The following is a 23,602-nucleotide window of genomic DNA, read 5'->3' on the forward strand; positions in this document are numbered from 1 at the left end:
GGGGCGCACATCGACGTAGTTCCCCCCAGCGCTCCTTGCAGACCCAGCACCCCGCGATCGGGGCCGGCGCCCGGAAGGCCGCCCGCCACGACCTCGTCGATCAATCTTGCCGCCGCGGCCGCGGTGGCAAGAAAGCCGATCGTCTCCAGTATATCGTCGGCCCCCCGCCGCATGGCATCGTCATTTCCAGCGACCACGGAACGCAGGGCCGGCAGAACTTGCCCATTGGTCAGGTCGTCCCATTCCAGCCAGCCAGCTTCAATGCCTTCCGCTAGATTGACCGCGCCAAGGTAGTTTGCCTGCTCGAGGATAAGACGGATGAGGACTCGTTTTCTGCGACTGTCGAGGCGGGGCATCACATGCAGGAGGAACAGCGCCGCCTTGCCGCCGTCTGCAACAAGCGTGTCCGCCATATGCGTCACCGCGGCATCGCTCCCTGAAGCGGCGACCATTCGTGCGATCAGGATGTCGGCATTGTTGTCCACGCCGAATTGCCAGGCTCCTATGAATTCAGGTTCCGTAGCGCCGAACCGCGCGGCAACATCGACTAGGTTGCAAGTCTCGAACAGTTCGGCGCGGCGTTGCTCCTGCGCCGGGGACTTCAGTTTTGCCGGAGTATAGATCGTGCGGCGGCGGATGAAGCCGATTTGCTTTCAGTGATAAAGGCGGCGAGCTCGGCTACGGGATCATCCGCTCCACCGTCTCTGGGGTGGCCGTGCTCTCCCAGCCTTGCCAACAGCCGGCCAGCCAATTCGCGCACCTTGCCGGACTTGTCGGCCGAAAGGCTTTTCAGGAAAGGCGCGTCCTCTGGATGCAAGCCGAAGCGCATAAGCTCAACCAGCGCAAGCCTGACTTCCGCGGGTTCGCCTGGCGCCTTGGCCTCGATTAGCATTCGAGCCGAGGCCGGGTCGACGCGACGCATATCGGCCAGGGCGATGCGTCGCGCGGCGGGATAGAACTCATCCCAGTTTTCCGCCGTCAGTTTCTCTTGTGGGGCATGTCTTTCCCCATCCACACTTGCTTGCCAGTCGATCCATGGTGCGTAGACGTCCGGGCTGTTTTGATCCGACGCGCCAGGCATCCAGTCCATGGGAGGAGCACAAAGCCGCGGCTGGCGACAAGCGTCGCCACGCGCGTCTTGCGCCTCGTGTCGGCGGCGTGCTTCAGAGCGGCTCTCAACAACGGCCGAAACCGTCCCGGCAGCATGGGCAGGGCAAGTCTGGGCAGCGGCGGACGACGCTTCAGTGTCATCGGCGCCGCAGGCCGTAGCGCGACGTCGAGCGCTTGTGCGGCGATTGCCAGGAGCCGGCGCTCCTGTTCGTCGGGACTTGTACCGCCGGCGATTGCCTTCCAGTCGGCCGGAGCCAGATCGAAAGTGGCGCCGCCGGTGATCCAGCAATCGCGCATTGCCGCCAGGCCTGTTTGCTCGCCTTCGTTCACGCCAGATCAAGCCTCCCGAACTCGCTTTGCGCCGCCAGCAGGTCAAGCCGGGCGCCATTCCAGAGCGCTGCCGTGGCCGCAAGGTCGAGGCCGAGCAAGGTTTGATCTACCGCGCCGGCGATCGGCAAGGCGATCCCCTGCGGGTCATCCTCTGCCTGCCACCATGCCGTGCCCCGATCGTCTAGCAGGATCGCGCCGGGCGGCAACATGAGGGGACAATCGCCAATCCAAGGCGCGGCGTCCTGATGGGAAGCATGCGTCGCGAGCGGATCTTTCGCGGCGCCAAAAGCGAAATCGGGCCACGCGCCGGGCGCAACTTCCCCCATGCGCTCCGCCACCAGGGCGCGGAGCGGCATGCGTGATGGATAAAACACCAGCCGGGCATTGAAACGGTCGCCTGGTGCAAAAGCATTGGACCGGCGCCCGGCCGAAGCCGGGAAAAAATCGAGCAGCACGGCAAATTGCGGCGCAGCGCTCTTCAAATCGAGTAGCCAGGTCGAATGGCTGACCAGGCCATCGCGGCGGCTCTCGATCTTCTCGCCGAGAACCTCCCATAGGCTTTCAACCTGTTTTGCGTCCGGATTGGCGAGTACCTGCTCGCGGGTGTCAGAGGTCGATACAAGACGCTTCAACTCGGGATCGTCAGGCGCTGATCGCCAGGCTTTGGCCAGCAGCACAAGCTTGCCAAGCTCGCGGATTGCTGCATCGGGCCTTTCTTCGCTGCGCAGCGCCATCAACCGCGACGGGATCTCGTCGATACGGCCGGCGAGCGCGGTTGCCTTCATGTCGACCAGCCGCGCGGCAATCCGGCGGCAGCGGTCGCTGCTGGCGTCGACAAATCCGGAAAGACCGAGCCGCAACTGGTCGGCAATCCATTGGTCGAGCTCATCGAGCGCCGCCGACACTGCGTGGCGTGTGTCTTCCGCCCGCTTGCGCTGCGCTGCCTCGCGCCGCTCTACCGCCGCAACGTCTTCAACGGCTGCGCTCTCGTCCGGCCTTGCGGCTTCGCCAATGCTCTTGGCTTCCGCGCCCAGTGCCAGTTGCGTCGGCTGTGGCGTTGTCTTCCGGCGCCGGCCGAGCCAATCATTCACCCATTCCGGCGTCGTATCGGCAGCGGCAAAACTGGCTGGCGCCGTGGCGGCAATCCACATCAGGGCCAGCGTGTGCTTGCACGGGAATTTTCGCGAGGGGCAGGTGCATTTGTAGCCGTGATCGCCCGTGTCGACCACAACGCGATAAGGATTGGAGCCGGAGCCCTGGCATTTGCCCCAGATGAGCGCCTGCTGCTCATGTTTTTCGAGCCGCGGCCAGTTCGATCGTTTGGTGAGCTTGGAGGCGGCGCTCAGCGACGCCTGATCGGGAGCGAGCGCCTCAATGGTTTTCAGATCGAATTCCAAGCCGCGCTTCTCCCGCCTTCGAAGCAGTATAGATAGCGGTTTGTGAAGAACTATTATAGCTCCGGCATGATGAAGATCGGCACGGCAGCTCAGCTGTGCAATCACTCTTTCGCTGCAAGCAGGCTTTGAAAGCCGGAGTGGCCGGCCGGGGCAGCCAATCGCGGCCGGCGCTCAGCCTCTGCCCTTCAAAAACTCGATCACCATTGCCGCGGTCCAGGTGAAGCGGCTGCCGCCGAGCGGCTCACCGCTGAGCGGGTCGTAATATTCGGCAAAGCCGCTCTCGGCGATCAGGTCGAGACTGGACTGCGTGATCCGTTGTGCCATTTGGCTGTGGCCGGCGGCGGCAAGGCCGTCGGCGATCATGTAGTTGACCACCAGCCAGACCGGGCCGCGCCAGTAACGCTTGGCATCGAAGCGCGCATCGCCAGGATCGTGCGAGGGGACGATATAGTGCGCCTTGCCGGCGATGCGCTCGATCGTGGCAGCGATGGCTGCGGCCCGCCTTTCCGGAATGGCCGCGAACACCGGCAGAAAGCCGCCGACCGAAGCGCTGTCAACAAGCTTTCCAGCCACTCGGTCAAAACAAATGTATTGGCCATGCGCGTCGCTCCACAGCCGCTCCATAGCCGCTACGCCCTTCTCGGCGCGGGCTCGGTTGGCGTTGGCGATGTCCTTCTCGCCGAGCGTCTCGGCGAGATCGGCGAGATCGGCGGCGGAACGGATCAGGATGGCATTGAAGCCAGGATCGACGACCTGGAACGGCGAGGCGTCGTGCAGCCGGGCGTTGTCCCAGCCAAGCCCGCGGAAATGCTGCAGCAGCCAGATGTAGCGGTCATACTGCGCCTTGGTTGGACGATGCGCCGGATCGGCGTGCAGGATGTCGCGGCGGGTGTAAGGTTCGACGCCTTCGGTCGGCACGCGCTCGAACGCGTCGTCCCAGTCGATCGAGTTGTCGCGGCCGGACTCCCATGGGTGGATTATGGCGACCAGTCCTTCGCCGTTCGGGTCGCGATTTTCGTAGAACCAGCGGTGCCAGGCGTCGATTTTCGGCAACAGCGCGCGGGCGCGCTCGACCGCCAGCGTTTTGTCCTTGGCCCGGTCGAACAGGCGGCGCACGGCAAAGCCGGCGACCGCCGGCTGGGTGATGCCGGAGGTGGCGGTCGGGCGGTTCGTTCGCCAGACCTCCGGTCCAGGGAAATAGCCGTCGCTCCAGACATGGAAGACGATGTGCGGCACCATGCCGTCCGGCCACTGGTGGGCGAACAGCGTGTCGATCTCGGTCCAGGCTCGGGCCTCGTCATAGTGGGCAAGACCGAGCGCGGTCAGGCAAGAATCCCAGTTCCACTGGAACGGGTAGAGGCCCTTGGTCGGTATGGTGTAGGTGCCTTGGTCGTTTTCCCTGAGCACCTCGACGGCGCGGGCGATGGTTTCGTCAATGGCAAGAGATATCATCGAGGCGTTCGTACTTTCAGGATCGAAGGGCGTGGGGATCAAAGTGCGTTGGTGGTTTCAGGATCGAACCAGCGGATGCGGTCGGGTTTGGGCGAAAGCCGCAAGTGATCGCCGACGGCAATCGTGGCATTCGATTCGAGAATGGCGCGGAACAGGCCGCCCTCGACATCGCAGGTGACCAGCGTGTGCGGTCCGAGCGGCTCGACGACGCGCACGGTGGCGCGCAGCCCCTCGTTGCTGGCGTCGACATCCTCGGGGCGAATGGCGAATTCTATCGTCTGCTTGTCCGACTTCGGGCCCGGCAGCGTCAGCTCGGCGACAGTCCAGCCGCCGTTCGCAGCCTTCGTCGCCGGGATGAAATTCATCGGCGGGTTGCCGATAAAGGAACCGACGAAGCGGGCCGCCGGATTGCGGTAGACCTCTACCGGCGAGGCGGCCTGGACGATATGGCCCTGATGCATGACGGCGATGCGGTCGGCCAGGCTCATCGCCTCGACCTGGTCGTGGGTGACGTAGATGGTGGTGGTTCTAGATGCGGCAAGCACGCCCTTGAGCTCGGCGCGCATTTCGAGCCGCAGCAGCGCGTCGAGGTTGGACAGCGGCTCGTCCATCAGGATGACGTCGGGCTCCATGGCGAGCGCCCGAGCGACAGCCACACGCTGGCGCTGGCCGCCGGAAAGCTGGCCCGAATAGCGCTTCAAAAGCTGCTCGATGTGCATGAGCTCTGCGGTGCGGTTGACGCGCCCCTCGACCTCCTGCTGCGGCAGCTTCTTCATGCGCAGGCCGAAGGCGATGTTCTCGAACACCGTCAGGTGCGGAAAGACGGCGTAATTCTGGAACACCATGGCGATGCCGCGTTCGCGCGGCGGCAGATGGTCGACGCGGCGGCCGCCGATCCAGACTTCGCCCTGGCTTGGCGTCTCCAGGCCGGCGACGATCCTCAGCAGCGTGGTCTTGCCGCAGCCCGAGGCGCCAAGCAGCACCATGAACTCCTGATCGGCGATGGTCAGATCGATCGAATGCAAAGCGGTGAAGCCGCCGAAGTGCTTTGCGACTTGTTTGATGGCGATCTCAGCCATCGGCGTTCTCGTTTGTGCGCGTCATCGGTTGGCGATCCCCCACATGGCGAACAAATATTTGCGGACGGCGAAGATGAAGATCAGCGCCGGGATAACCAAGGCCGCGCCGCCGGCGAATTTGAGGTAGAGCGGCGATTCGCCGAGGCTCTGCAGCAGGAAGGCGGTCAGCGTCCGGTTCTCGATCGTGAGCACGGCTGCGGCAAACACCTCGTTCCACGAGATGGTGAAGGCAAATACCGCCGATGCCGCGATGCCCGGCAGCGCCAGCGGCAGAATGACCTTGCGAAATGCCTGCAATCTTGTGCAGCCAAGCGTCCAGGCCGCTTCCTCCAGCTCGACCGGAATGCCGGAGAAGAGCGAGAAGGTAATCAGCACGGCAAACGGCAGCGCCAGCGTGGTATGGACCAGCGCCAGCCCGATCGCGGTATCGTCGAGGCCGGTACGGATGAACATTACCGCCAGCGGCAGCGCCAGCAGCGGCAGCGGGAAGGCGCGGGTCATCAGCACGAGGAAACGGAACGTTTCCTTGCCTGGGAAATCGAAGCGCGACAGCGCGTAGCCAGCCGGTGCGCCGAAGCCGATCGAGAGGATCATCGTCAGGGCAGCGACGAGGACCGAATTCCACAGCGCCTTGGCGACGCCGGCGAAATTGATGAAGAAGGAAAGGCTGCCGAAATCGAATGACGGGAAGAAGCGCTTGGGGAATGCGGTCACCTCTTCCGGCGACGACAGCGCGTTGACGATCAGCAGATAGATCGGCAACAGCACCCAGATGCAAAGCAGGATGACGGTGGCGACCAGCAGCCAGTTGCCGGCTTTGCGGGCCGCAGGCGCGGCGATCGACAGCTCCGCGACGGTGCTCATATCCGCGCCTCCTTCGGCACACGCAGCACCCGTAGGAAGAACAGCGTGAAGCCGATCGAGATGGCGAGGATGAACAGCGCCATGGCTGCGGCGACATTTCGGTCCTGCAGCGTGAACTGCCAGTTGTAGGTTTCGCCCATCAGCACCGGCAGATTGGTGCCGCCGAGTGCTGCAACCACTGCAAAGACCTCGAAGGCAAGGATGACGCGCAGAATGATCGCCGTCTGCAGGCTGGGGCGCAGCAGAGGCAGTGTGATCTTGACGAAGCGCTTCCACGGGCTCGCGCCGAAGACCTCGGCTGCCTCGTAATATTCCTTCGGGATCAGCCCCATGCCGGCGACCAGGATAACCATCATGATGGCGGTCGCACGCCAGATCTCTGCCAGCGCCACGGCGATGAAGATCATCAGCTTGCTCTGGTAGCCGAGGAACATGACCGGCCTGTCGATGACGCCGAGGTTGGAGAGCAAGGTGTTGAGGAAGCCGGACTGGTCGAAGATGGCGAGCCAAATCAGCCCGGCGGCGAGATCGGAGATGCCGAGCGGAATGGCGAAGATATAAAGCGCGGCGCTGCGCCCCGTTTCGAGCCGCGACACCACCGTTGCCATCAGCAGTGCCATGATCAGCTGGATCGGCACGACGACGGCGCTCAGCAGCAGCGTGTTGCGGACCGTGACCGGGAATTTCCAGCTGCCGGCCATGGTGCGGAAATTGTCGAGCGTAAAGCCGCCGTCGCGGGTGAACGCTTCGAAGGCGACCAGCGCGAACGGGTAGAGAAAGAAGACGCAAAGGAACAGCGTCGCCGGCATCAGCAGCAGATAGGGCAGGGCCTTGCCGTGCATGGAGCGATCTCTGTTCGGCGTTTGAAAAGGGGTGGGCGCCCGGCGCGCTAGAGTCCGGACGCCCGGGGAGGATTCTTAATCGACCGGGCAGGCGCCCTGCGATGGTTTGTCAGGCGCCCAGCATGGCGCCTTCGCCTGGTCGATGATCGCTTTCAGCGCCGTCGCCTGTTCGTCGAGCACGCCGTGCACGTCCTCGCCGCCGAGCACGATGCGCTCGAAACTGTCGGTGTAGATCTGGTTGAACTTGCCGCCGAGATCGCCGAGTCCCATCGGCAGTAGCGCCGGCAGCGCATCGGGAGCTCCGGTCATCGTGGCGATCGCCGGGCCGAAGGCCTTGACCGAGGCCGGCATGTCGTCGGGCAGCTTGACGTCGACGATCGGGAAGAAGTTCGTCGCCTTCAGTGTCGCGATCTGGGTTTCCGGCTTCAGCATATAGGCGACCAGCGCTTTGGCCTTGTCCATGTCGGGCGAGGTTTTTGGGATGGCGACGCCAGCGATCACCGGCATGTAGCCGCGGCCTGCCGGCCCGGCCGGCGCCGGGAAGGCGACGAACTCGTCGGGTTTCTGATTGAAGGCGTCGGCGAGCCGCGCCACGTGATCGAACGCCACCCACACTTCGCCGGTCAGCAGCGGCTCCTGCATGAACGCATAATTGGTCGAATTCGGGTTGGTATACTGCCACAATTCCTTGAACTTGTTCCACGCCGTCTCGGCCTCCGCCGAGCGGAACTTGGTCACCATCGAACCGGTGTAGGACGGATAGAGGAAGCCCTCGAAGAAGCGGTGCTTCAGCCCTTTCGGACCGGCCGGAAAGCCGAATTTGGGCGAGCCGGTCTTCTCTGCGATGGTTTTTGCCCATTCGATCAGCTGGTCGTAGGTGATGGTGTTGAGATCGGTGCCGGCCGGCAGATATTGCAGCGCCTGCTTGTTTGCCGCCATCAGGAAGGTGGCCTGCATCCATGGCAGGTATTTCTGTTCGCCTGTGCCGAGCGTGCCGAGCTTCTTGTAGGCATCGTTGACCTTGACGCCGCCGACATCGATGCCAGACAGATCGACAAGGTTAGCGCCGACCGTGGAGAAGTCCCCGTGCAGGCCGCCAAGCACGCCGATGCTGCCGGAGCCGGCCTGCAGCTCGGCTTGCAGGCGGGTGAGCCAGGGCCCGTCCTCGGCGACTTGGTAATCGACCTGGCCGTCAAACCCCTTCAGCACCTCGCCGCGCATTTTCTGGGTCTCTTCCACGGGTCGCGCCTGTGTCGACCAGAACAACACCTGCTGGGCTTGTGCTGCGCCGGCAGCGAGCGACAGCGCCAGCACGGCACCTGCCAATGTCCTCAACGCATTCATCGTCATCTTCCTCCCTGGTTATGCGCCGCTAAGGCGTCAGTTCTGTCCTGTTGGTGCCGGACCATGGCTTGCCCGCGAGACAAGTGTCGGCCGGACCAGCCGCGTCAGCGGCGCGGCCGGCCTGTCGCCGATGACGGTCAGCAGCATCTCGCCGATCTCGCGCGCGCACTGGCGGATCGAGGCGTCGAAAGTGGTCAGCCCCGGCGGCGCGTAGGCGGAGGCGGCTATGTTGTCGAAGCCGATCACCGAAAGGTCGCGAGGAACGGCAAGGCCAGCGCGGGCTGCCTCTTCCATCACCGTCAGCGCCAGCTCGTCGAACAGCGCGACAATCGCCGTCGGCCGCTCCGCGACATGCAGCAGCCGGTTGATCGCCTGGATGCGGGCACCGCGATCGAAACGCGGCGCTGTCGCCACATCGAGCCTGACCGACGGGTCGCCCCGGCGGGCGATCGCGGCAGCGAGCCCATCCTGTCGGAGATGGCGAAACGTCATTGGCTCGGAAATCGTCACCAGCCCGAAATGGCGGTGTCCGAGATCGTACAGCATGTCGAAGGCTTCGCCGAAAGCATACGCGCCATCGGTATCGAGCCAATGATAGGCAAAGTCGCCGTCGAGCAGCCGGCCATGCGCGACGAACGGGAAATTGCGTTGGCGCAGATACGAAAGCCGCTCGTCGACCTCGGCGATACGGGTGACGACGACGCCGTCGGCGCGCCCCGATTCCACCACATGGCGGAGCACGGAAAGCTCCGACTGGCCCTGCGCCGCTGCGGCCAGAATCAGGTCGGAGCCGTGCGAAACCAGCCCTTCGCCCAACCCGGTGACGAATTCGCCGAGGAAGGAATCGACCAGATTGGGACCGCGGATCGGCAGCACCATGCCGACAAAGCCGCTGCGGCCGGAGACCAGCGTGCGGGCTGCCGTGTTCGGCACGTAGCCGGCCTGGCGCGCGGCCTCGGTGACACGTTGGCGCGTTTTCAAGGCGATCTGCTCGTGGCCGGCAAGGGCGCGCGAAACGGTGGTGATCGACAGGCCGAGCTGCGCAGCAAGTTCTTTGAGGGTGGTAACGCGGGCCGGCATCGTTCCTCCGAACGGAGTTTGAAACGTTTGTAATCGGTTCGGGCTAAATTGCAAACGTTTTAAAACATGCCCGAGCAGTCCCCGCTTATTCGCGCGACCCCTGTTTGGCCAAGACCGACGCTCTGCCGGCAAGCCCAAACGAAGATTTAAACGCTGCGGTTGCTTGACTCGGGCGACGCCTTGTGAAAAATTTTGCAGCAACTGATAAAAATATCAAAGGGCGGAAATGGTTGGTTTTGGCAACGGCCTGCTGCGCGACGATGAGACCGGGATGGCAGCCCGTGCCGCCTGGCTTCACTATGCCGGCGGCCTGACCCAGTCGGAGGTCGCCAAGCGGCTCGGCCTGACCAGCCTCAAGGCGCATCGCCTCATCACCAAGGCCAATCAGGAAGGCCTGGTCAAAGTCTATATCGACGGCGAAGTCTCCGAATGCGTGGAGCTCGAGGACGAGTTATCCGGCCGTTACGGCCTCGACTATTGCGAGGTGGTTCCGGATTTCGATGCCGAAGACCTGCCGCTCAAGGCGCTTGGCATTGCCGGCGCGCAGTTTCTCAAGCGCGAGATCGAACGTGGCGAGGAGACGCTGATCGGCGTCGGCCATGGCCGCACACTTGCCGCCTGCGTCGAATATCTGCCGCGCATATCGGCCGGCAGGATACGTTTCGTTTCCCTGCTTGGCGGCCTGACGCGCAAGTTCTCGGCCAATCCGCATGACGTCATCCACCGCGTCGCCGAACGGACCGGTGCGGAGGCCTATGTGATGCCGGTGCCGATGTTCGCCAACACCGTCGAGGATCGAACGGTGCTGCTCGGGCAGAAGGGCGTCAGCGATGTCTTCGACCTCGCCAAGACCGCCGACTTGCTCATTGCCGGCATCGGCACCGCCGAGCGTGAGGCCTCGCTTGTCGCCACCGGCATGATCGAGAAGGGCGAGATGGAGGAGATCCGCCGCAACGGCGGCGTCGGCGAACTGCTCGGCCATTTCTTCGACGATGCCGGAAAGGCTGTTGCGACGACGCTTTCTAACCGGGCGCTGGCACTGGCGCGCGAAGACATCAGCAACCGCAGGATTGTCGCCGTCGCCGGCGGCAAGGTGAAGGTTCGCGCCATCAAGTCAGTGCTGGAGGGCCGCTATCTCAAAGGCCTGATAACCGACGAGCGGACGGCGCGATCGCTCGTGGAACAGACGCCGGTCGGGTAGCCGGCAGCCATTTCGTTGAAACTACCCTGTGGAGGAGAAGAGAAATGCATGAGAAAGAGAAAGACCTCATCGACGCGTTCCTGCGTGGACAAGTCGACCGCCGTGGGCTGATCAAGGGCCTCGGTGCAATGGGCCTTGCCGCCAGCACAGCCGGTACACTGCTCAATTTCGGGCAGACCCGCGCCCTGGCGGCTGATTTCGACTGGCAGGCGCATAAGGGCAAGACCATCAAGCTGTTGCTCAACAAGCATCCTTACGCCGATGCGATGATTGCCAACCTCGACAATTTCAAGAAGCTGACCGGCATGGAAGTCGTCTATGACGTGTTCCCCGAAGACGTCTATTTCGACAAGGTTACCGCCGCGCTGTCGGCCAGCTCGCCCGAATACGATGCCTTCATGACCGGCGCCTACATGACCTGGACCTACGGTCCGGCCGGCTGGATCACCGACCTCAATGAATGGATCAAGGATCCGGCCAAGACCAACCCGAAATATGCCTGGGACGACTTCCTGCCCGGCGTCAAGAACTCCTGCGCCTGGAACGGCCAGCCGGGCGGCGCGCTCGGTTCGGCAGACGCCAAGCAATGGTGCATTCCGTGGGGCTTCGAGCAGAACAACATCACCTACAACAAGGGCATGTTCGACAAGGTCGGGGTCAGCGTTCCCGGCAATATGGATGAAATGGTCGCTACGGCGGCGAAGCTCACCAAGGACGTCGGTGGCGGCGTCTACGGCATCGGCGTGCGCGGCTCGCGCTCCTGGGCGACGATCCACCCGGGCTTCCTGTCGGCTTACGCCAATTTCGACCAGAAGGATCTGAACGTCTCGGCTGACGGCAAGCTGTCGGCCGCGATGAGCACCGCCGAATCCAAGGCTTTCCACAAGCAGTGGGTCCAGATGATCCAGGAGAGCGGCCCCAAGGACTGGTCGACCTACACCTGGTATCAGGTCGGCACCGATCTCGGTGCAGGCGCTTCGGCGATGATTTTCGACGCCGATATCCTCGGCTACTTCATGAATGGCGGCGACAACAAGATGGCCGGCAAGCTCGCCTTTTCGGCGTTTAAGGCCAATCCCGCCGCCAAGGCACCGACGCCCAACATCTGGATCTGGTCGCTGTCGATGTCCAACTTCTCGAAGGACAAGGACGCCACCTGGTACTTCATGCAATGGGCATCCGGACCCGAGCATGCATTGTTCGGTGCGACCAAGATGGACTTCGTCAATCCGGTGCGTCAGTCGGTCTGGAACGACGAGATGTTCCGCGAGAAGCTGAACAAGAGCTATCCGGGCTATGTCGAGATGTTCGACGTCTCGGCGCCGGGCGCCAGCATCAAGTTCACCCCGCAGCCGCTGTTCTTCGATCTCACCACCGAATGGGCGGCGACGCTGCAGAAGATGGTGGCCAAGGAAGTGCCGGTCGACGAGGGCCTCGACAAGCTGGCCGAGAGCATCAACGGCCAGCTCAAGGAAGCCGGGCTCGGCTAAGCCGCGGCCAGGGCTGGCCCGTCCCACGGGCCAGCCTTTGAGATGTTATACGTTTGCGACGCGGTACCGAGCGGTACCGCCTGCTCGCCCGACCGGCCGCCTTGCTCCCTTGGGCGGCCGGGACGGCGAAGCAACAGGATGACGGAGCAGCAGATGACTGCGGCGACAATACAAAGAAACAGGCCGTCGGGCTTCAGGATCAGCAAGCGGGTGCTGCCCTACCTCCTCAGCTTGCCGGCCCTCTTGGTCTGCATCGGCATTCTGATCCCGTTCTTCACATCCGTGGTCTATTCTTTCCAGCGCTACCGGTTGAGCCAGCCCTGGGCGCGGCAGTTCAACTGGGGCGACAACTACATCTCGTTCTTCACTGACCCGAAGTTCTGGAACACGCTGCAGGTGTCGCTGCTCTACGCCGGCATCACCGTCGTGCTCGAGCTGCTTCTCGGTCTCGGCATCGCCATGCTGCTGCAGAAGCGCTCGACGCTGAACAACTTCATCTCGATCATGCTGTTGATGCCGCTGATGACGGCGCCGGCGCTCGCCGCGCTGATGTGGAAGCTGATGACCAATCCCGGCTTTGGCGTGCTCAGCTATCTCGCCAGCCTGATCGGGCTGCAGGATTTCCGCTGGGCCTCGTCTCCCTCCACGGCACTGCTCACCGTCGTGCTTGTCGACGTCTGGGTCTACACGCCCTTCATCATGATCCTGCTGCTTGCCGGCCTGCGCAGCCTGCCGACGCAGCCCTTCGAGGCGGCAGCGCTCGACGGCGTGCCACGCAGTTTCGTGTTCTTCCGCATCACCTTGCCGATGCTGACTCCCTACATCCTGACGGCGACGCTGTTCCGCCTGCTTGATTCCATCCAGCAGTTCGACATCATCTACGCTATGACGCAGGGTGGTCCGGGCGATACGCTGACCGTCTTCCAGGTCGAGGCCTATCTCAACTTCTTCCAGTCGACCAATGTCGGCCGCTCGGCGGCACTGATGATCATCCTGTGGGCGATCACCTATTTCCTCTCGAACATTTTCATCAAGAACTGGCTGCGGCTGCGCGAACGCGCCCGCGGCCAGGCATAGGAGGCTGGCATGGAACACACCTCCCTTCTCGAACGCATCCTGCGCGGCATAGCCCTGGCGCTGGTCGTGATCTTCTTCATGTTCCCGATCGTCTGGATCCTGATGATGTCGTTCCAGACCAACGAGACAATCCTGCGGATCCCGCCGCAGCTTGTCTTCGAGCCGACGCTCGCCAACTACACTGCGCTGATCACCGGCAAGCTGATGACTGCGGCCGGCACGCTCGACATCGCCTTCATGCGCAATCTCTGGAATTCCGTCTTCCTGTCGGTCACCTCGGTTGCCGTCGCGTTGCTGCTCGGCGTGCCGGCAGCCTATGCGTTCGCACGGCACAAGTTCCGCGGCTCGGAGGACATCGCCTTCACGCTGCTGTCGTTCCGGTTCGCGCCGGCGCTGCTGGTGCTTTTGCCGCTCACCCTCTATTTCCAGAAGCTCGGGCTGGCCAATACCTATATCGGGCTGATCTGGGTCTACCAGCTGATCTGCCTGCCGCTGATCCTGTGGATCGTGCGCGGCTATTTCGAGGATATTCCGGCCGATATCGAATATGCCTACCGCATTGCCGGCCATTCCTGGTTTGCCACGTTCCGCAAGATCGCGCTGCCGCTCGCCGGCCCGGGCATTGCCGCTGCCGGCCTGCTCGCCTTCATCTTCGCCTGGAACAATTTCGTCTTTGCGCTGGTGCTCGCTTCGGCCGACAAGCAGCCGGTGACGGTCGGCGCGCTGGCCTTCATCACCTCCTCCGGCATCCAGTACGGCCAGATCTCGGCCGCGATCGTGCTGTCGATCACGCCGACGCTGGCGCTCGCGCTTTATGCGCAACGCTATCTCGTCGAAGGCCTGTCGCTTGGCGCGGTGAAAGGATAGTCCGATGGCAAGCCTCGAACTGCGAAACATCGTCAAGCGCTACAAGAGCCAGACCGTTCTCGACAATCTGTCGCTGACCGTCGCCGACGGCGAAACGCTGGTCCTGTTCGGGCCGTCCGGCGCCGGCAAGACGGTGCTGCTGCGGCTGGTCGCCGGCGTCATCGACCCCGACGAGGGAAAGATCCTCATCGGCGGCGAGGACATGACCGACGTCGACGCCGAGTTCCGCGGCGTCGGCATGGCCTTCCAGAATTTCGCGCTGTTCCCGCATATGACCGCGTTCGACAACATTGCTACGCCTCTGCAGGCGAAGCATTCGTCGCAGGGCGCGATCAGGGCCGGCGTCGAGAGCGTCGCCAAGCTGTTGAAGATCGGCCATGTGCTCAGCCACAAGCCGCGGGCGCTGTCCAACGGCCAGAAGCAGCGCACCGCGCTTGCCCGCGCCCTGGTCGGCTCGCCGCCGCTTCTGCTGCTCGATGATCCCTTGCGCAACGTCGATGCCAAATTGCGTTTCGAAATGCGGCTCGAACTGCCAAGGCTGCTCGCCGATCGTGGCGCAACCGTTGTCTACGTCACCCAGGACTACAAGGAGGCGATGGCGCTCGGCGACCGCATCGCGGTGATGTCGCAAGGCGTCGTCAAACAGCTCGGCACGCCCGAACAGATCTATCGCGAGCCGGCCAACGTCGAGATCGCCCGGCTGTTCGGCGACCCGACCATCAACCTGCTCGACGTCAAGCCGTCACGGGACGCCAAGGGCATCTATGTCGGCCTCTCCAATGTCCAGGTCCATCTGGCCGGCGCGCATGAGGCGGCGGTCGGCCGTGACTGCGTCATCGGCTTGCGGCCGGAGGCGCTGGCCTTCGTCGACGAAGGTACTCAGGGCGCCATTCCGGTGACGGTCGAGGCCGAGACGCCGCTCAACGAGAAGATCGTCACGCTGGTGCGCACCGTGCGTGGCCGTGAAATCCTGGTCTCGCGTCCGTCCGGAACACCGGGCCAATCCGAGGGCAGGGCCTATATCGCCGTCGACAGCAAAAGCGCCCTGCTGTTCGATCGGGCAAGTGGCGAGCGTATCGGCTCGAAAAACGTCGTCAATTTGCGCAGCGGAGAAGCGGCATGAGCCCGAGCGCAATCACCCTCTCAGGCGTCGACAAGTTCTACGGTCCGATCGACCGCGGCGTGCACGCCGTCAAGAACCTGACGATGGAAATCGCCAAGGGCGAGATCGTGGCGCTGCTCGGCTCGTCCGGCTGCGGCAAGACCTCGACATTGCGCATGATCGCAGGTTTCGAAGAGGTCTCGCGTGGCACGATCTCGGTTGCCGGCCGCAAGGTGCACACACTGCCGCCGGTCAAGCGCAACGTGGCGATGGCGTTCGAGGGCTATTCGCTCTATCCGCCGCTGACCGTGCGCGAGAACATGGCCTTCGCCCTCAAGGCGGCCAGGCTGCCGAAGAGCGAGGTCGATGCAAAAGTTGCCAGCATCGCCAAGCTGCTCGAGATCGAGGACATTCTCGAGCGCTATCCGAGTTCGATCTCCGGCGGCCAGCAGCAGCGCGCCAGCCTTGGCCGGGCGCTGATCCGCAAAGCCGACCTGCATCTGCTCGACGAGCCGATGGGCCAGCTCGAGCCGCAGCTCCGCGCCGTGCTGCGCGGCCGCATCAAGCACTTCATCAAGGAGCGCGGCCTGACCGCGATCCTGGTCACCCACGACCAGACCGAGGCCAACGCGCTGGCAGACCGCATCGCTGTCATGGAAGGCGGCGTGCTGCAGCAGTTCGACACGCCCGACAGGCTCAAGGAGCGGCCGGCAAACCTGTTCACCGGCACCTTCGTCGGCGAGCCGCCGATGAATGTCTTCGAGGCCTATGTCGGCACGGCTGACGGCAAGATCAATCTCAAGCTGCCCGACGGTCTTTCGCTCGATTACGACAAGGACGCGTTCAGCGGCCCGGTTCGCGACGAACTGCTCAACCGGCAGCGCGTCGTCATTGGTGTCAGGCCCTATGCCGTCCGCCGTTCGAAGGACGGAGTGCCGGCCACCGTTTCGGCCAATCAATGGCTTGGCGATCAGACCCATATCGCCGCCGATTTCGCCGGCGGTTCGCTGGTTCTGGTCGAGCATGACCGGACCCGCCTGGAGCTCGGTGCGCCGATCAAGGTCAGCATCGATCCGAAAAACCTGCACGTCTTCGATCAGGCGAGCGGCAACGCCATTTCGCACGGCACGGAGCTTGCCTGATGCGGGATGTGCTGATCGGCATCGACGCCGGCACGTCTGTCATCAAATCCGTCGCCTTCGACACGGCGGGCAGGCAGATCGCGGTCGCCGCGCTGCCCAACAAATACGAGACACTACCGGGCGGCGGCGCCGAGCAGGACCTGACACGCACCTGGGCCGATACCGCGACGACCTTGCGCCAGCTCGCCGACAAGGTGCCGGACCTAGCCAGCCGGACCATTGCCATTGCCGTGACCGGCCAAGGCGACGGCACCTGGCTGATCGACAAGGATGGTGCGCCGGTGGCCAAGGGCTGGCTGTGGCTCGACGCGCGCGCTGCCGCGGTCGTCGAGGAGATCCGCGCGCGGCCCGAGGACCGGCTGCGCTTCGAAAAGACCGGCAGCGGGCTCGCTGCCTGCCAGCAGGGATCGCAGTTCGTCTTCATGAAGCGCCACATGCCCGCGATGCTTGCCAATGCAGCGACGGCGTTCCACTGCAAGGACTGGCTCTATTTCAAGTTGACCGGCCAACGCGCCACCGACCCGTCCGAAGGCACCTTCACCTTCGGCGATTTCCGCACGCGCGGCTATTGCGATGATGTGCTTGAGGTGCTCGGCGTCACCGATCTCAGGCATTTACTGCCGCCCATCATCGATGGCACCAGGCAAAGCACAGGGCTGTCGGCGGCAGCGGCAGAGGCGACCGGACTGCTCTCCGGCACGCCGGTCGTTCTGGCCTATGTCGATGTCGCCTGTACCGCGCTCGGCGCCGGCCTGTTCGATCGCGAGCGCAAGTCCGGCTGCTCGATCATCGGCTCAACGGGCATGCATATGCGGCTTGCCGAGACGCCGGACGAGGTGCTGCTCAACGAGGCTGCAACCGGCTACACGATGACGATGCCGGCGCCAGGCGTCTTTGCGCAGATGCAGTCGAACATGGCGGCAACGCTCAACATCGACTGGGTTCTCGGCCTCGCCTCCGGCATTCTCGCCTCGCAAGGTATCACGCGGACCAATGGCGAGATGATCGCGCTGGTCGACCAGTGGATATCGTCGTCCGAGCCAGGCTCGCTGCTCTACCAGCCCTATGTCTCGGAGGCGGGCGAGCGCGGGCCGTTCGTCGATGCCAATGCCAGGGCCGGCTTCGTCGGCATTTCGTCCAGGCACGGCTATGCCGACATGGTTCGTGCGGTCTTCGAGGGGCTGGCTTTCGCGGCACGCGATTGCTACGCCGCCATGGGGCCGCTGCCCAAGGAAATCCGCCTGACCGGCGGAGCGGCCAGGAGCCCGGCTCTGCGCAAGATCCTGGGTGCTGCGGTCGGCGCCGACATTCGCACCAGCGAGCGCGAGGAGGCCGGTGCTGCGGGCGCTGCGATGATTGCTGCGGTCTGCGTCGGCCAGTACGCATCGATGGACGATTGCGTCAGTGAATGGGTCACGCCTTTGCTCCGTGCGGCCGAACCTAGCGACCGAAAACTTGCCGCTGCCTACGAGGCGATTGTTCCGTCCTACACATTGGCGCATGAGGCGCTGCGGCCCGTCTGGCGTTCGCTGGCCGCATCCAGACAAACTGACGTGAATTGAGAAGAGCATGCCCAACAAAATTGCGATCATCGGCGACCGCTTCATGCTTCCGGAAGTGTTTCGCGAGAAAATCGAAGCGGCCTGCGGCGATAATCTCGACATCCGCACCATTGAGACCGCATGGCCCGACGAGCCGATGGAATTCGGCAATGCGGCGCTCGGCCTCGACAGGGTCAAGGAATATTTCGGTGATCCGGACGAGGTGGTCGATTTTATCGGCGATGCCGAAATCTTCGTCACCCAGCTTGCGCCGCTTTCCGAAACCATGATGCAGCGCTTGCCGGCGCTCAGGCTGGTTGCGGTGTCGCGCGGCGGGCCGATCAACATCGACATGGCTGCCGCCAACGCCCATGGCATCACCGTGGTCAATGTGCCCGGCCGCAACGCCAGCGCGGTGGCCGAGTTCACCATCGGCGCCATTCTCGCCGAGACGCGGCTGATCCGCGTCGGCCACGAAGCCTTGCGCAAGGGCGAGTGGCGCGGCGATCTCTACCGCGCCGACCGCACCGGCCGCGAGCTCAACGAAATGACCGTTGGCGTCATCGGCTATGGCAATATCGGCACCAGGCTGGTTCGGCTGCTGCGCGCATTCGGCTGCCGCATCCTGGTCTCCGATCCCTATGTGCAATTGAGCGTCGAGGACCGCAATGCCGGCGTCGAGCTGGTTGCGCTGGACGATCTCCTGTCGCGCTCCGATGTGGTCACGCTGCATTCCCGGGTCACCGAGGAGACGCGCGGCCTGATCGGCAAGGACGCCATTGCCCGGATGAAGCCCGGCGTGATCTTCGTCAATACCGCGCGCGGACCGCTGGTCGACTACGATGCACTCTTCGAGGGGCTCGTCTCGGGGCAGATCGGCAGTGCCATGCTGGAGACGTTCGCCGTCGAGCCGGTGCCGGCCGACTGGCCGCTGCTGCAGCTGCCGAATGTGACGCTGACGCCGCATATCGCCGGCGCGTCGGTACGCACGGTGACTTATGCTGCCGAGCAGGCGGCCGAGGAAGTGCGCCGCTTCATCGCCGGCCTGCCGCCGGTCAATCCATGCTGATGACAGGGCATAGAGCGAGATGAGCGGTGACAGCGAAATCGTCGATCTCTGCGTCATTGGCGGCGGCGTCAATGGCGCCGGCATTGCGCGCGATGCGGCAGGCCGGGGTCTGTCGGTCATCCTCTGCGAAAAAGACGATCTCGCCGAAGGCACCAGTTCGCGATCGGGAAAGCTCGTCCATGGCGGTTTGCGCTATCTCGAATATTACGAGTTCCGCCTGGTGCGGGAGGCGCTTATCGAGCGCGAGGTGCTGCTGGAATCTGCGCCGCACATCATCTGGCCGATGCGCTTCGTGCTGCCGCACAGCCCGGATGATCGGCCGGCCTGGCTGGTCCGGCTCGGCCTGTTCCTCTACGACCATCTTGGCGGCCGCAAGCGGCTGCCGGCCACCCGCACGCTCGACCTGCGCACCGCACCCGAAGGCGCGCCGATCAAGGACGTGTTCAAGCGCGGCTTTGAATATTCCGATTGCTGGGTCGACGATGCCCGCCTCGTCGTCATCAACGCGCTCGATGCAGCCGAACGCGGAGCCAGGGTCTTCACCCGCACCGCCTGCACCGCCGCCCGTCGCGAAAGCGGCCTGTGGTCGGTGGAGATGCGCGACGGTCGAACCGGCGTTAGGACCACGATCCAGGCGCGGGCGCTGGTCAACGCCGCCGGTCCTTGGGTCAACGACGTCATCAACCGCGTGGCCGGCGAGAATTCCAGGCGCAACGTCCGCCTGGTCAAGGGCAGCCACATCATCGTGCCGAAATTCTGGGAAGGGCGGCAGGCCTATCTCGTCCAGAACAGTGACAAGCGCGTGATCTTCATCAATCCCTACCAGAACGACCTCGCGCTGATCGGCACCACCGACATTCCTTATGAAGGGCGGCCGGAGGACGTGACCGCCGATGCCAGCGAGGTCGATTACCTGATTAAGGTGGTCAACCGCTATTTCAAGCGCCAGCTTGTGCGCAGCGACGTCGTCTACTCGTTTTCCGGAGTCAGGCCGCTCTATGACGACAATGCCGACAATCCGAGCGCAGTGACCCGCGACTATATTTTCGAGCTCGACGCGGCGGAGGGACAGGCGCCGCTGCTTTCCGTCTTCGGCGGCAAGATCACCACCTTCCGCAAATTGGCCGAGCACGCGCTCGACCGCATCGCCCCGTTCTTTCCGAAGATGGGCAGGCCATGGACCTCGAAAGGGCATCTGCCCGGCGGCGATATCGCCAATGCCGATTTCGAGCAGTTTCTCGGCGACCTCGGCCATGAATTCCCCTGGATGCCGGCCTCGCTGGTCAAGCATTATGGCCGGCTCTACGGCACAAGGACACGCGATCTGGTCGGCGCGGCCGGCTCGCTCGCCGAACTGGGGCGGCGCTTCGGCAAGGATTTTTTCGAACGCGAAGCCAATTACCTGTTCGAGCATGAATGGGCCGAGACCGCGGCCGATATTCTCGAACGGCGCACCAAGCACGGACTGCATCTGTCCGCCGCGGAAAGAACCGCCTTCGAAGACTGGTGTTCGAGCCGGCTGGCGAAGGCAGGCTGATGGCTTTCACCCTGTCCCTCAACACCAATCCGCTGGTCAACCGTTTCGCCGAACCGGACGATCTGATCGATGCGATCGCTTACGACATCGGCATCAGGGACGTGCAGCTCACGCATGAATTCGTCAATCCCGGCTGGCCGGCGGCGACGATCTCGAAATTCCTCCGCCTATTCCGCACCGCGCTCAACCGCACCGGCGTGCGCGTGACCTCCGCGATGACCGGCCCTTACGGCCGGCTCAATCATTTCGGCCATCCCGACCCCGACGTGCGGCGCTATTATGTCGACTGGTTCAAGACCTTTGCCGAAATTTCGGCCGAGCTCGGCGCCGGCGGCATGGGCACGCAATTCGCGATCTTCACCCATCGTGACTATGACGATCCGGAGCGTCGCGCGCGGCTTTTCGAGATTGCGCTGGAATGCTGGCGCGAGGTCGCCGAACACGCTAGGGCCGCCGGCTTGACCTACCTGTTCTGGGAGCCGATGTCGGTTAGCCGCGAGTTCGGCCATACGATCGAAAGCTGCCGGACGCTGCAGGGCGAAATCGACGCGGCCGGCATGGCGATCCCGCTCAAGATGATGGTCGACATCGACCATGGCGATGTCACCTCAAGCAATCCAGGGGACATCGATCCTTATGCCTGGGCCGAAGCCTTTCCAAAGAAATCGCCGATCATCCATGTCAAGCAGTCGTCGATGAACAAGGGCGGTCATTGGCCGTTCACCGCCGCCTACAACAAGGACGGCCGCATCACGCCGGAAAAGTTCCTGGAGACGGTGCGTCGCGGCGGCGGCGTCGACAATGAGATCTGCCTCGAATTGTCGTTCCGCGAGCGCGAGCCCGTCGACCACCAGGTCATCGCCATGATCCGCGAGTCGGTCGACTACTGGGCGCCGTTCATCGAGACCGGCAGGGCCGATCTTTTGCCGCGAGCATGATGGATGAGCAGGAGCCGATGCGGCTCCTGCTTGGAACCCGAGTACGTCAGCCGAATTTCGGGTCGAGGCTGCCGGACTTGTAGCGCTTGGCCATTTCCGACAGCGGCAGCGGTTTGATCTTCGGCGCGTTGCCGGCGGTGCCGAACTGCTCGAAACGCTCCTTACAGAGCTTCCTCATGGCGGCCATCGCCGGCGTCAGATATTTGCGCGGGTCGAATTCCGAGGGGTTCTCGGTCAGCACCTTGCGGATCGCGCCGGTCAGCGCCATACGGTTGTCGGTGTCGATATTGATCTTGCGCACGCCATGCTTGATGCCACGCTGGATCTCCTCGACCGGCACGCCCCATGTTGGCTTCATCTGGCCGCCATATTTGTTGATGATCTCCTGCAGCTCTTCTGGCACCGAGGACGAGCCGTGCATGACGAGATGCATGTTCGGCAGGCGGCGGTGGATTTCCTCGATGACGTTCATGGCGAGCACCGCGCCGTCCGGCTTGCGGCTGAACTTGTAGGCGCCGTGGCTGGTGCCCATGGCGACGGCCAGAGCATCGACATGGGTGTCGCGCACGAACTGTTCGGCCTGCACCGGGTCGGTCAGCAGCTGGTCGTGGCTGATGACGCCCTCGACGCCATGACCGTCCTCTTGTTCGCCGCCGCCCATCTCCAACGACCCAAGAACGCCGATCTCGCCTTCCACCGACACGCCGCCCCAATGCGCCATGTCGACGACGCGGCGGGTGATGCCGGAATTGTAGGCGTAGTCGGCCGGCGTCTTGCCGTCTTCCTTCAGCGATCCGTCCATCATCACCGAGGTGAACCCGTACTGGATCGCGGTGACGCAGGTGGCTTCGTTGTTGCCATGGTCGAGATGCATGCAGACCGGGATGTCGGGACGGATTTCGACCAGCGCGTCGATCAGCTTGGCCAGCACGACGTCGTTGGCGTAGGTCCGCGCGCCGCGGCTCGCCTGCAGGATGACCGGCGATTTGGTCTCCTCGGCCGCCTCCATGATGGCGAGCCCCTGTTCCATATTGTTCATGTTGAAGGCAGGCACGCCATAACCGTATTCGGCGGCATGATCGAGCAATTGTCTCAGTGTGATGCGAGCCACTCAGTAGTCTCCCGTATCCGGTTTGGAGCCAGTGTTTGCGGGCTGTTCGGCTGTTGTCGAGCCCGCTAATGCTTCTGGCCGGATTTCCGCTGCACCGCAACCGCTGGACGCTCGGCCGGCAGCAATTCTTGTTACAGCACGCGACCAGAAGCGTCATGATATCCCATAGAGACATAACATTATCACAAAAAATTTGGTGGCTATGCGACGTTTCCTGTTATATCTTGGAACGTGCGTTCGGGTTGCACGAGAAGCCGCGGAAATGAAGAGCGACGGCCGCCGGCAAGGCATCATGGATTTTCTGATGGACACCGGCACCGCCAGTGTCGACGATCTTGCATCGCGCTTCGGCGTGTCGAAGATGACCGTCCACCGTGACCTCGACGAGCTCGAGGAAAGCGGTTTCCTGCGCAAGGTACGCGGCGGCGCCTCGATCCAGCCGAGCAGCCTTTTCGAGAGCGATTTCCGCTACCGCCAGAGACTGGCTGGCGACGAGAAACAGCGCATCGCCGCCGCCGCCGTGACGATGATCGAACCGGGCCAGACGGTGATCATCGACGACGGCTCGACCGCGGGCGGCGTTGCGCGGCACCTTGCCGATCTGCGTCCGCTGACGGTGATCTCGAACAATCTGGCCGTCATCCAGGAGCTGGCGGGCGTTGCCGGCATCAACCTGATTGCACTCGGCGGCCAATACAGCAAGAAGTTTCACGGCTTCTTCGGCCTGCTCGCTGAAGACACGCTGAAATCATTGCGCGCCGATGTCGCTTTCCTGTCGTCATCGGCCATTCACGGCGCTTCCGCATTTCATCAGGATCAGGAAGTGGTCCAGACCAAACGGCTGATGATGGCCGCTGCGGCGCGCAAATATCTGCTGGTCGATCACGGCAAGTTCGGCCGCACCGCCTTGCATTTCCTGACCGATCTCAAGGCCTTCGACACCGTCTTTACTGGCCGCGAGCCGCAGCCGCAGATGCGCGCGGCGCTGGATGGCGCCGGCGTATCGCTGACAGTGGTCGCAGAGTAGGA

General features: G+C 63.5%; 20 protein-coding genes and 1 pseudogene. 11 read left to right on the forward strand and 10 right to left on the reverse strand.

All coding sequences use genetic code 11. The features are described 5' to 3' along the window. The 9 genes and pseudogenes from NKJ94_RS27040 to NKJ94_RS27080 all read right to left on the reverse strand — a co-directional run. Positions 1–485 (reverse strand): annotated as a pseudogene (locus NKJ94_RS27040) (DUF5691 domain-containing protein); the annotation flags it as partial. A 116-nt stretch (positions 486–601) separates the two neighbouring features. Next, entirely contained in the window at positions 602–1,090 is a 489-nt protein-coding gene (locus tag NKJ94_RS27045) for a DUF5691 domain-containing protein (RefSeq protein WP_352529422.1), read from the reverse strand. 346 nt (positions 1,091–1,436) lie between these two features. Then, positions 1,437–2,837 (reverse strand): SWIM zinc finger family protein, encoded by a 1,401-nt coding sequence (locus NKJ94_RS27050; RefSeq protein ID WP_352529424.1) that lies wholly within the window; start codon positions 2,835–2,837, stop codon positions 1,437–1,439. A 171-nt stretch (positions 2,838–3,008) separates the two neighbouring features. After that, positions 3,009–4,289 carry an amylo-alpha-1,6-glucosidase gene (locus tag NKJ94_RS27055; RefSeq protein WP_352529426.1) on the reverse strand — a complete coding sequence of 427 codons (1,281 nt, stop codon included), beginning with the start codon at positions 4,287–4,289 and terminating at the stop codon, positions 3,009–3,011. Between the two features lie 38 nt (positions 4,290–4,327). Continuing rightward, positions 4,328–5,368, reverse strand: a complete 1,041-nt coding sequence (locus NKJ94_RS27060; RefSeq protein WP_352529428.1) for an ABC transporter ATP-binding protein — start codon at positions 5,366–5,368, stop codon at positions 4,328–4,330. A 21-nt stretch (positions 5,369–5,389) separates the two neighbouring features. Continuing rightward, positions 5,390–6,232 carry a carbohydrate ABC transporter permease gene (locus tag NKJ94_RS27065; protein ID WP_352529430.1) on the reverse strand — a complete coding sequence of 281 codons (843 nt, stop codon included), beginning with the start codon at positions 6,230–6,232 and terminating at the stop codon, positions 5,390–5,392. Beyond that, positions 6,229–7,074, reverse strand: coding sequence for a carbohydrate ABC transporter permease (locus NKJ94_RS27070; RefSeq protein ID WP_352529432.1), 846 nt, complete (start codon positions 7,072–7,074; stop codon positions 6,229–6,231). The genes NKJ94_RS27065 and NKJ94_RS27070 overlap by 4 nt, the downstream gene beginning before the upstream one ends. A 75-nt stretch (positions 7,075–7,149) precedes the next feature. Continuing rightward, positions 7,150–8,418 (reverse strand): ABC transporter substrate-binding protein, encoded by a 1,269-nt coding sequence (locus NKJ94_RS27075; RefSeq protein WP_352529434.1) that lies wholly within the window; start codon positions 8,416–8,418, stop codon positions 7,150–7,152. Positions 8,419–8,454: 36 nt separating this feature from the next. Then, a complete protein-coding gene (locus NKJ94_RS27080; protein WP_352529436.1) occupies positions 8,455–9,498 on the reverse strand; it encodes a LacI family DNA-binding transcriptional regulator in 1,044 nt (347 codons plus the stop codon). 226 nt (positions 9,499–9,724) lie between these two features. On the opposite strand from NKJ94_RS27080, the gene NKJ94_RS27085 reads away from it, so the two are divergent. The 10 genes from NKJ94_RS27085 to NKJ94_RS27130 all read left to right on the forward strand — a co-directional run bounded on the left by NKJ94_RS27085 (position 9,725) and on the right by NKJ94_RS27130 (position 21,462). Continuing rightward, the gene (locus tag NKJ94_RS27085; RefSeq protein WP_352529437.1) at positions 9,725–10,699 is read left to right on the forward strand and encodes a sugar-binding transcriptional regulator; all 975 of its coding nucleotides are present in this window, start codon (positions 9,725–9,727) and stop codon (positions 10,697–10,699) included. Between the two features lie 44 nt (positions 10,700–10,743). Beyond that, complete coding sequence (locus tag NKJ94_RS27090; RefSeq protein WP_352529439.1) at positions 10,744–12,189, forward strand: ABC transporter substrate-binding protein; 1,446 nt, start codon at positions 10,744–10,746, stop codon at positions 12,187–12,189. Between the two features lie 153 nt (positions 12,190–12,342). Next, on the forward strand, positions 12,343–13,266 hold the full coding sequence (locus tag NKJ94_RS27095; protein ID WP_352529441.1) for a carbohydrate ABC transporter permease: 924 nt from the start codon (positions 12,343–12,345) through the stop codon (positions 13,264–13,266). Between the two features lie 9 nt (positions 13,267–13,275). After that, positions 13,276–14,133 carry a carbohydrate ABC transporter permease gene (locus NKJ94_RS27100; RefSeq protein WP_023676025.1) on the forward strand — a complete coding sequence of 286 codons (858 nt, stop codon included), beginning with the start codon at positions 13,276–13,278 and terminating at the stop codon, positions 14,131–14,133. A gap of 4 nt (positions 14,134–14,137) precedes the next feature. Continuing rightward, on the forward strand, positions 14,138–15,256 hold the full coding sequence (locus NKJ94_RS27105) for an ABC transporter ATP-binding protein (RefSeq protein WP_352529443.1): 1,119 nt from the start codon (positions 14,138–14,140) through the stop codon (positions 15,254–15,256). Beyond that, positions 15,253–16,377, forward strand: a complete 1,125-nt coding sequence (locus NKJ94_RS27110) for an ABC transporter ATP-binding protein (protein WP_352529445.1) — start codon at positions 15,253–15,255, stop codon at positions 16,375–16,377. The genes NKJ94_RS27105 and NKJ94_RS27110 overlap by 4 nt, the downstream gene beginning before the upstream one ends. Continuing rightward, the gene (locus tag NKJ94_RS27115; RefSeq protein WP_352529447.1) at positions 16,377–17,939 is read left to right on the forward strand and encodes an FGGY-family carbohydrate kinase; all 1,563 of its coding nucleotides are present in this window, start codon (positions 16,377–16,379) and stop codon (positions 17,937–17,939) included. The genes NKJ94_RS27110 and NKJ94_RS27115 overlap by 1 nt, the downstream gene beginning before the upstream one ends. Positions 17,940–17,946: 7 nt before the next feature. Then, complete coding sequence (locus NKJ94_RS27120) at positions 17,947–18,987, forward strand: 2-hydroxyacid dehydrogenase (RefSeq protein WP_352529449.1); 1,041 nt, start codon at positions 17,947–17,949, stop codon at positions 18,985–18,987. A gap of 19 nt (positions 18,988–19,006) precedes the next feature. Beyond that, positions 19,007–20,524: a glycerol-3-phosphate dehydrogenase gene (locus tag NKJ94_RS27125; RefSeq protein ID WP_352529451.1), complete on the forward strand. Its 1,518-nt coding sequence runs from the start codon at positions 19,007–19,009 to the stop codon at positions 20,522–20,524. Then, positions 20,524–21,462 carry a sugar phosphate isomerase/epimerase family protein gene (locus NKJ94_RS27130; RefSeq protein ID WP_352529453.1) on the forward strand — a complete coding sequence of 313 codons (939 nt, stop codon included), beginning with the start codon at positions 20,524–20,526 and terminating at the stop codon, positions 21,460–21,462. The genes NKJ94_RS27125 and NKJ94_RS27130 overlap by 1 nt, the downstream gene beginning before the upstream one ends. A gap of 46 nt (positions 21,463–21,508) precedes the next feature. Here the strand turns inward: NKJ94_RS27130 and fba are convergent, their stop codons facing one another. Further along, the gene (gene fba, locus NKJ94_RS27135) at positions 21,509–22,573 is read right to left on the reverse strand and encodes a class II fructose-bisphosphate aldolase (RefSeq protein ID WP_352529455.1); all 1,065 of its coding nucleotides are present in this window, start codon (positions 22,571–22,573) and stop codon (positions 21,509–21,511) included. Between the two features lie 262 nt (positions 22,574–22,835). On the opposite strand from fba, the gene NKJ94_RS27140 reads away from it, so the two are divergent. Then, positions 22,836–23,600 (forward strand): DeoR/GlpR family DNA-binding transcription regulator, encoded by a 765-nt coding sequence (locus NKJ94_RS27140; protein ID WP_352529457.1) that lies wholly within the window; start codon positions 22,836–22,838, stop codon positions 23,598–23,600. Positions 23,601–23,602 lie beyond the last annotated feature (2 nt).

The organism is Mesorhizobium sp. M0060 (genome assembly GCF_040323155.1).
GTDB lineage: Bacteria > Pseudomonadota > Alphaproteobacteria > Rhizobiales > Rhizobiaceae > Mesorhizobium.

Excerpts from the sequence above, each read along its gene's own strand:
- NKJ94_RS27045 (WP_352529422.1), bottom strand. The coding sequence starts at position 1,090 with ATGGACTGGATGCCTGGCGCGTCGGATCAAAACAGCCCGGACGTCTAC.
- NKJ94_RS27055 (WP_352529426.1), bottom strand. The coding sequence starts at position 4,289 with ATGATATCTCTTGCCATTGACGAAACCATCGCCCGCGCCGTCGAGGTG.
- NKJ94_RS27060 (WP_352529428.1), bottom strand. The coding sequence starts at position 5,368 with ATGGCTGAGATCGCCATCAAACAAGTCGCAAAGCACTTCGGCGGCTTC.
- NKJ94_RS27065 (WP_352529430.1), bottom strand. The coding sequence starts at position 6,232 with ATGAGCACCGTCGCGGAGCTGTCGATCGCCGCGCCTGCGGCCCGCAAA.
- NKJ94_RS27070 (WP_352529432.1), bottom strand. The coding sequence starts at position 7,074 with ATGCACGGCAAGGCCCTGCCCTATCTGCTGCTGATGCCGGCGACGCTG.
- NKJ94_RS27075 (WP_352529434.1), bottom strand. The coding sequence starts at position 8,418 with ATGAATGCGTTGAGGACATTGGCAGGTGCCGTGCTGGCGCTGTCGCTC.
- NKJ94_RS27080 (WP_352529436.1), bottom strand. The coding sequence starts at position 9,498 with ATGCCGGCCCGCGTTACCACCCTCAAAGAACTTGCTGCGCAGCTCGGC.
- NKJ94_RS27085 (WP_352529437.1), top strand. The coding sequence starts at position 9,725 with ATGGTTGGTTTTGGCAACGGCCTGCTGCGCGACGATGAGACCGGGATG.
- NKJ94_RS27090 (WP_352529439.1), top strand. The coding sequence starts at position 10,744 with ATGCATGAGAAAGAGAAAGACCTCATCGACGCGTTCCTGCGTGGACAA.
- NKJ94_RS27095 (WP_352529441.1), top strand. The coding sequence starts at position 12,343 with ATGACTGCGGCGACAATACAAAGAAACAGGCCGTCGGGCTTCAGGATC.
- NKJ94_RS27100 (WP_023676025.1), top strand. The coding sequence starts at position 13,276 with ATGGAACACACCTCCCTTCTCGAACGCATCCTGCGCGGCATAGCCCTG.
- NKJ94_RS27105 (WP_352529443.1), top strand. The coding sequence starts at position 14,138 with ATGGCAAGCCTCGAACTGCGAAACATCGTCAAGCGCTACAAGAGCCAG.
- NKJ94_RS27110 (WP_352529445.1), top strand. The coding sequence starts at position 15,253 with ATGAGCCCGAGCGCAATCACCCTCTCAGGCGTCGACAAGTTCTACGGT.
- NKJ94_RS27115 (WP_352529447.1), top strand. The coding sequence starts at position 16,377 with ATGCGGGATGTGCTGATCGGCATCGACGCCGGCACGTCTGTCATCAAA.
- NKJ94_RS27120 (WP_352529449.1), top strand. The coding sequence starts at position 17,947 with ATGCCCAACAAAATTGCGATCATCGGCGACCGCTTCATGCTTCCGGAA.
- NKJ94_RS27125 (WP_352529451.1), top strand. The coding sequence starts at position 19,007 with ATGAGCGGTGACAGCGAAATCGTCGATCTCTGCGTCATTGGCGGCGGC.
- NKJ94_RS27130 (WP_352529453.1), top strand. The coding sequence starts at position 20,524 with ATGGCTTTCACCCTGTCCCTCAACACCAATCCGCTGGTCAACCGTTTC.
- NKJ94_RS27140 (WP_352529457.1), top strand. The coding sequence starts at position 22,836 with ATGAAGAGCGACGGCCGCCGGCAAGGCATCATGGATTTTCTGATGGAC.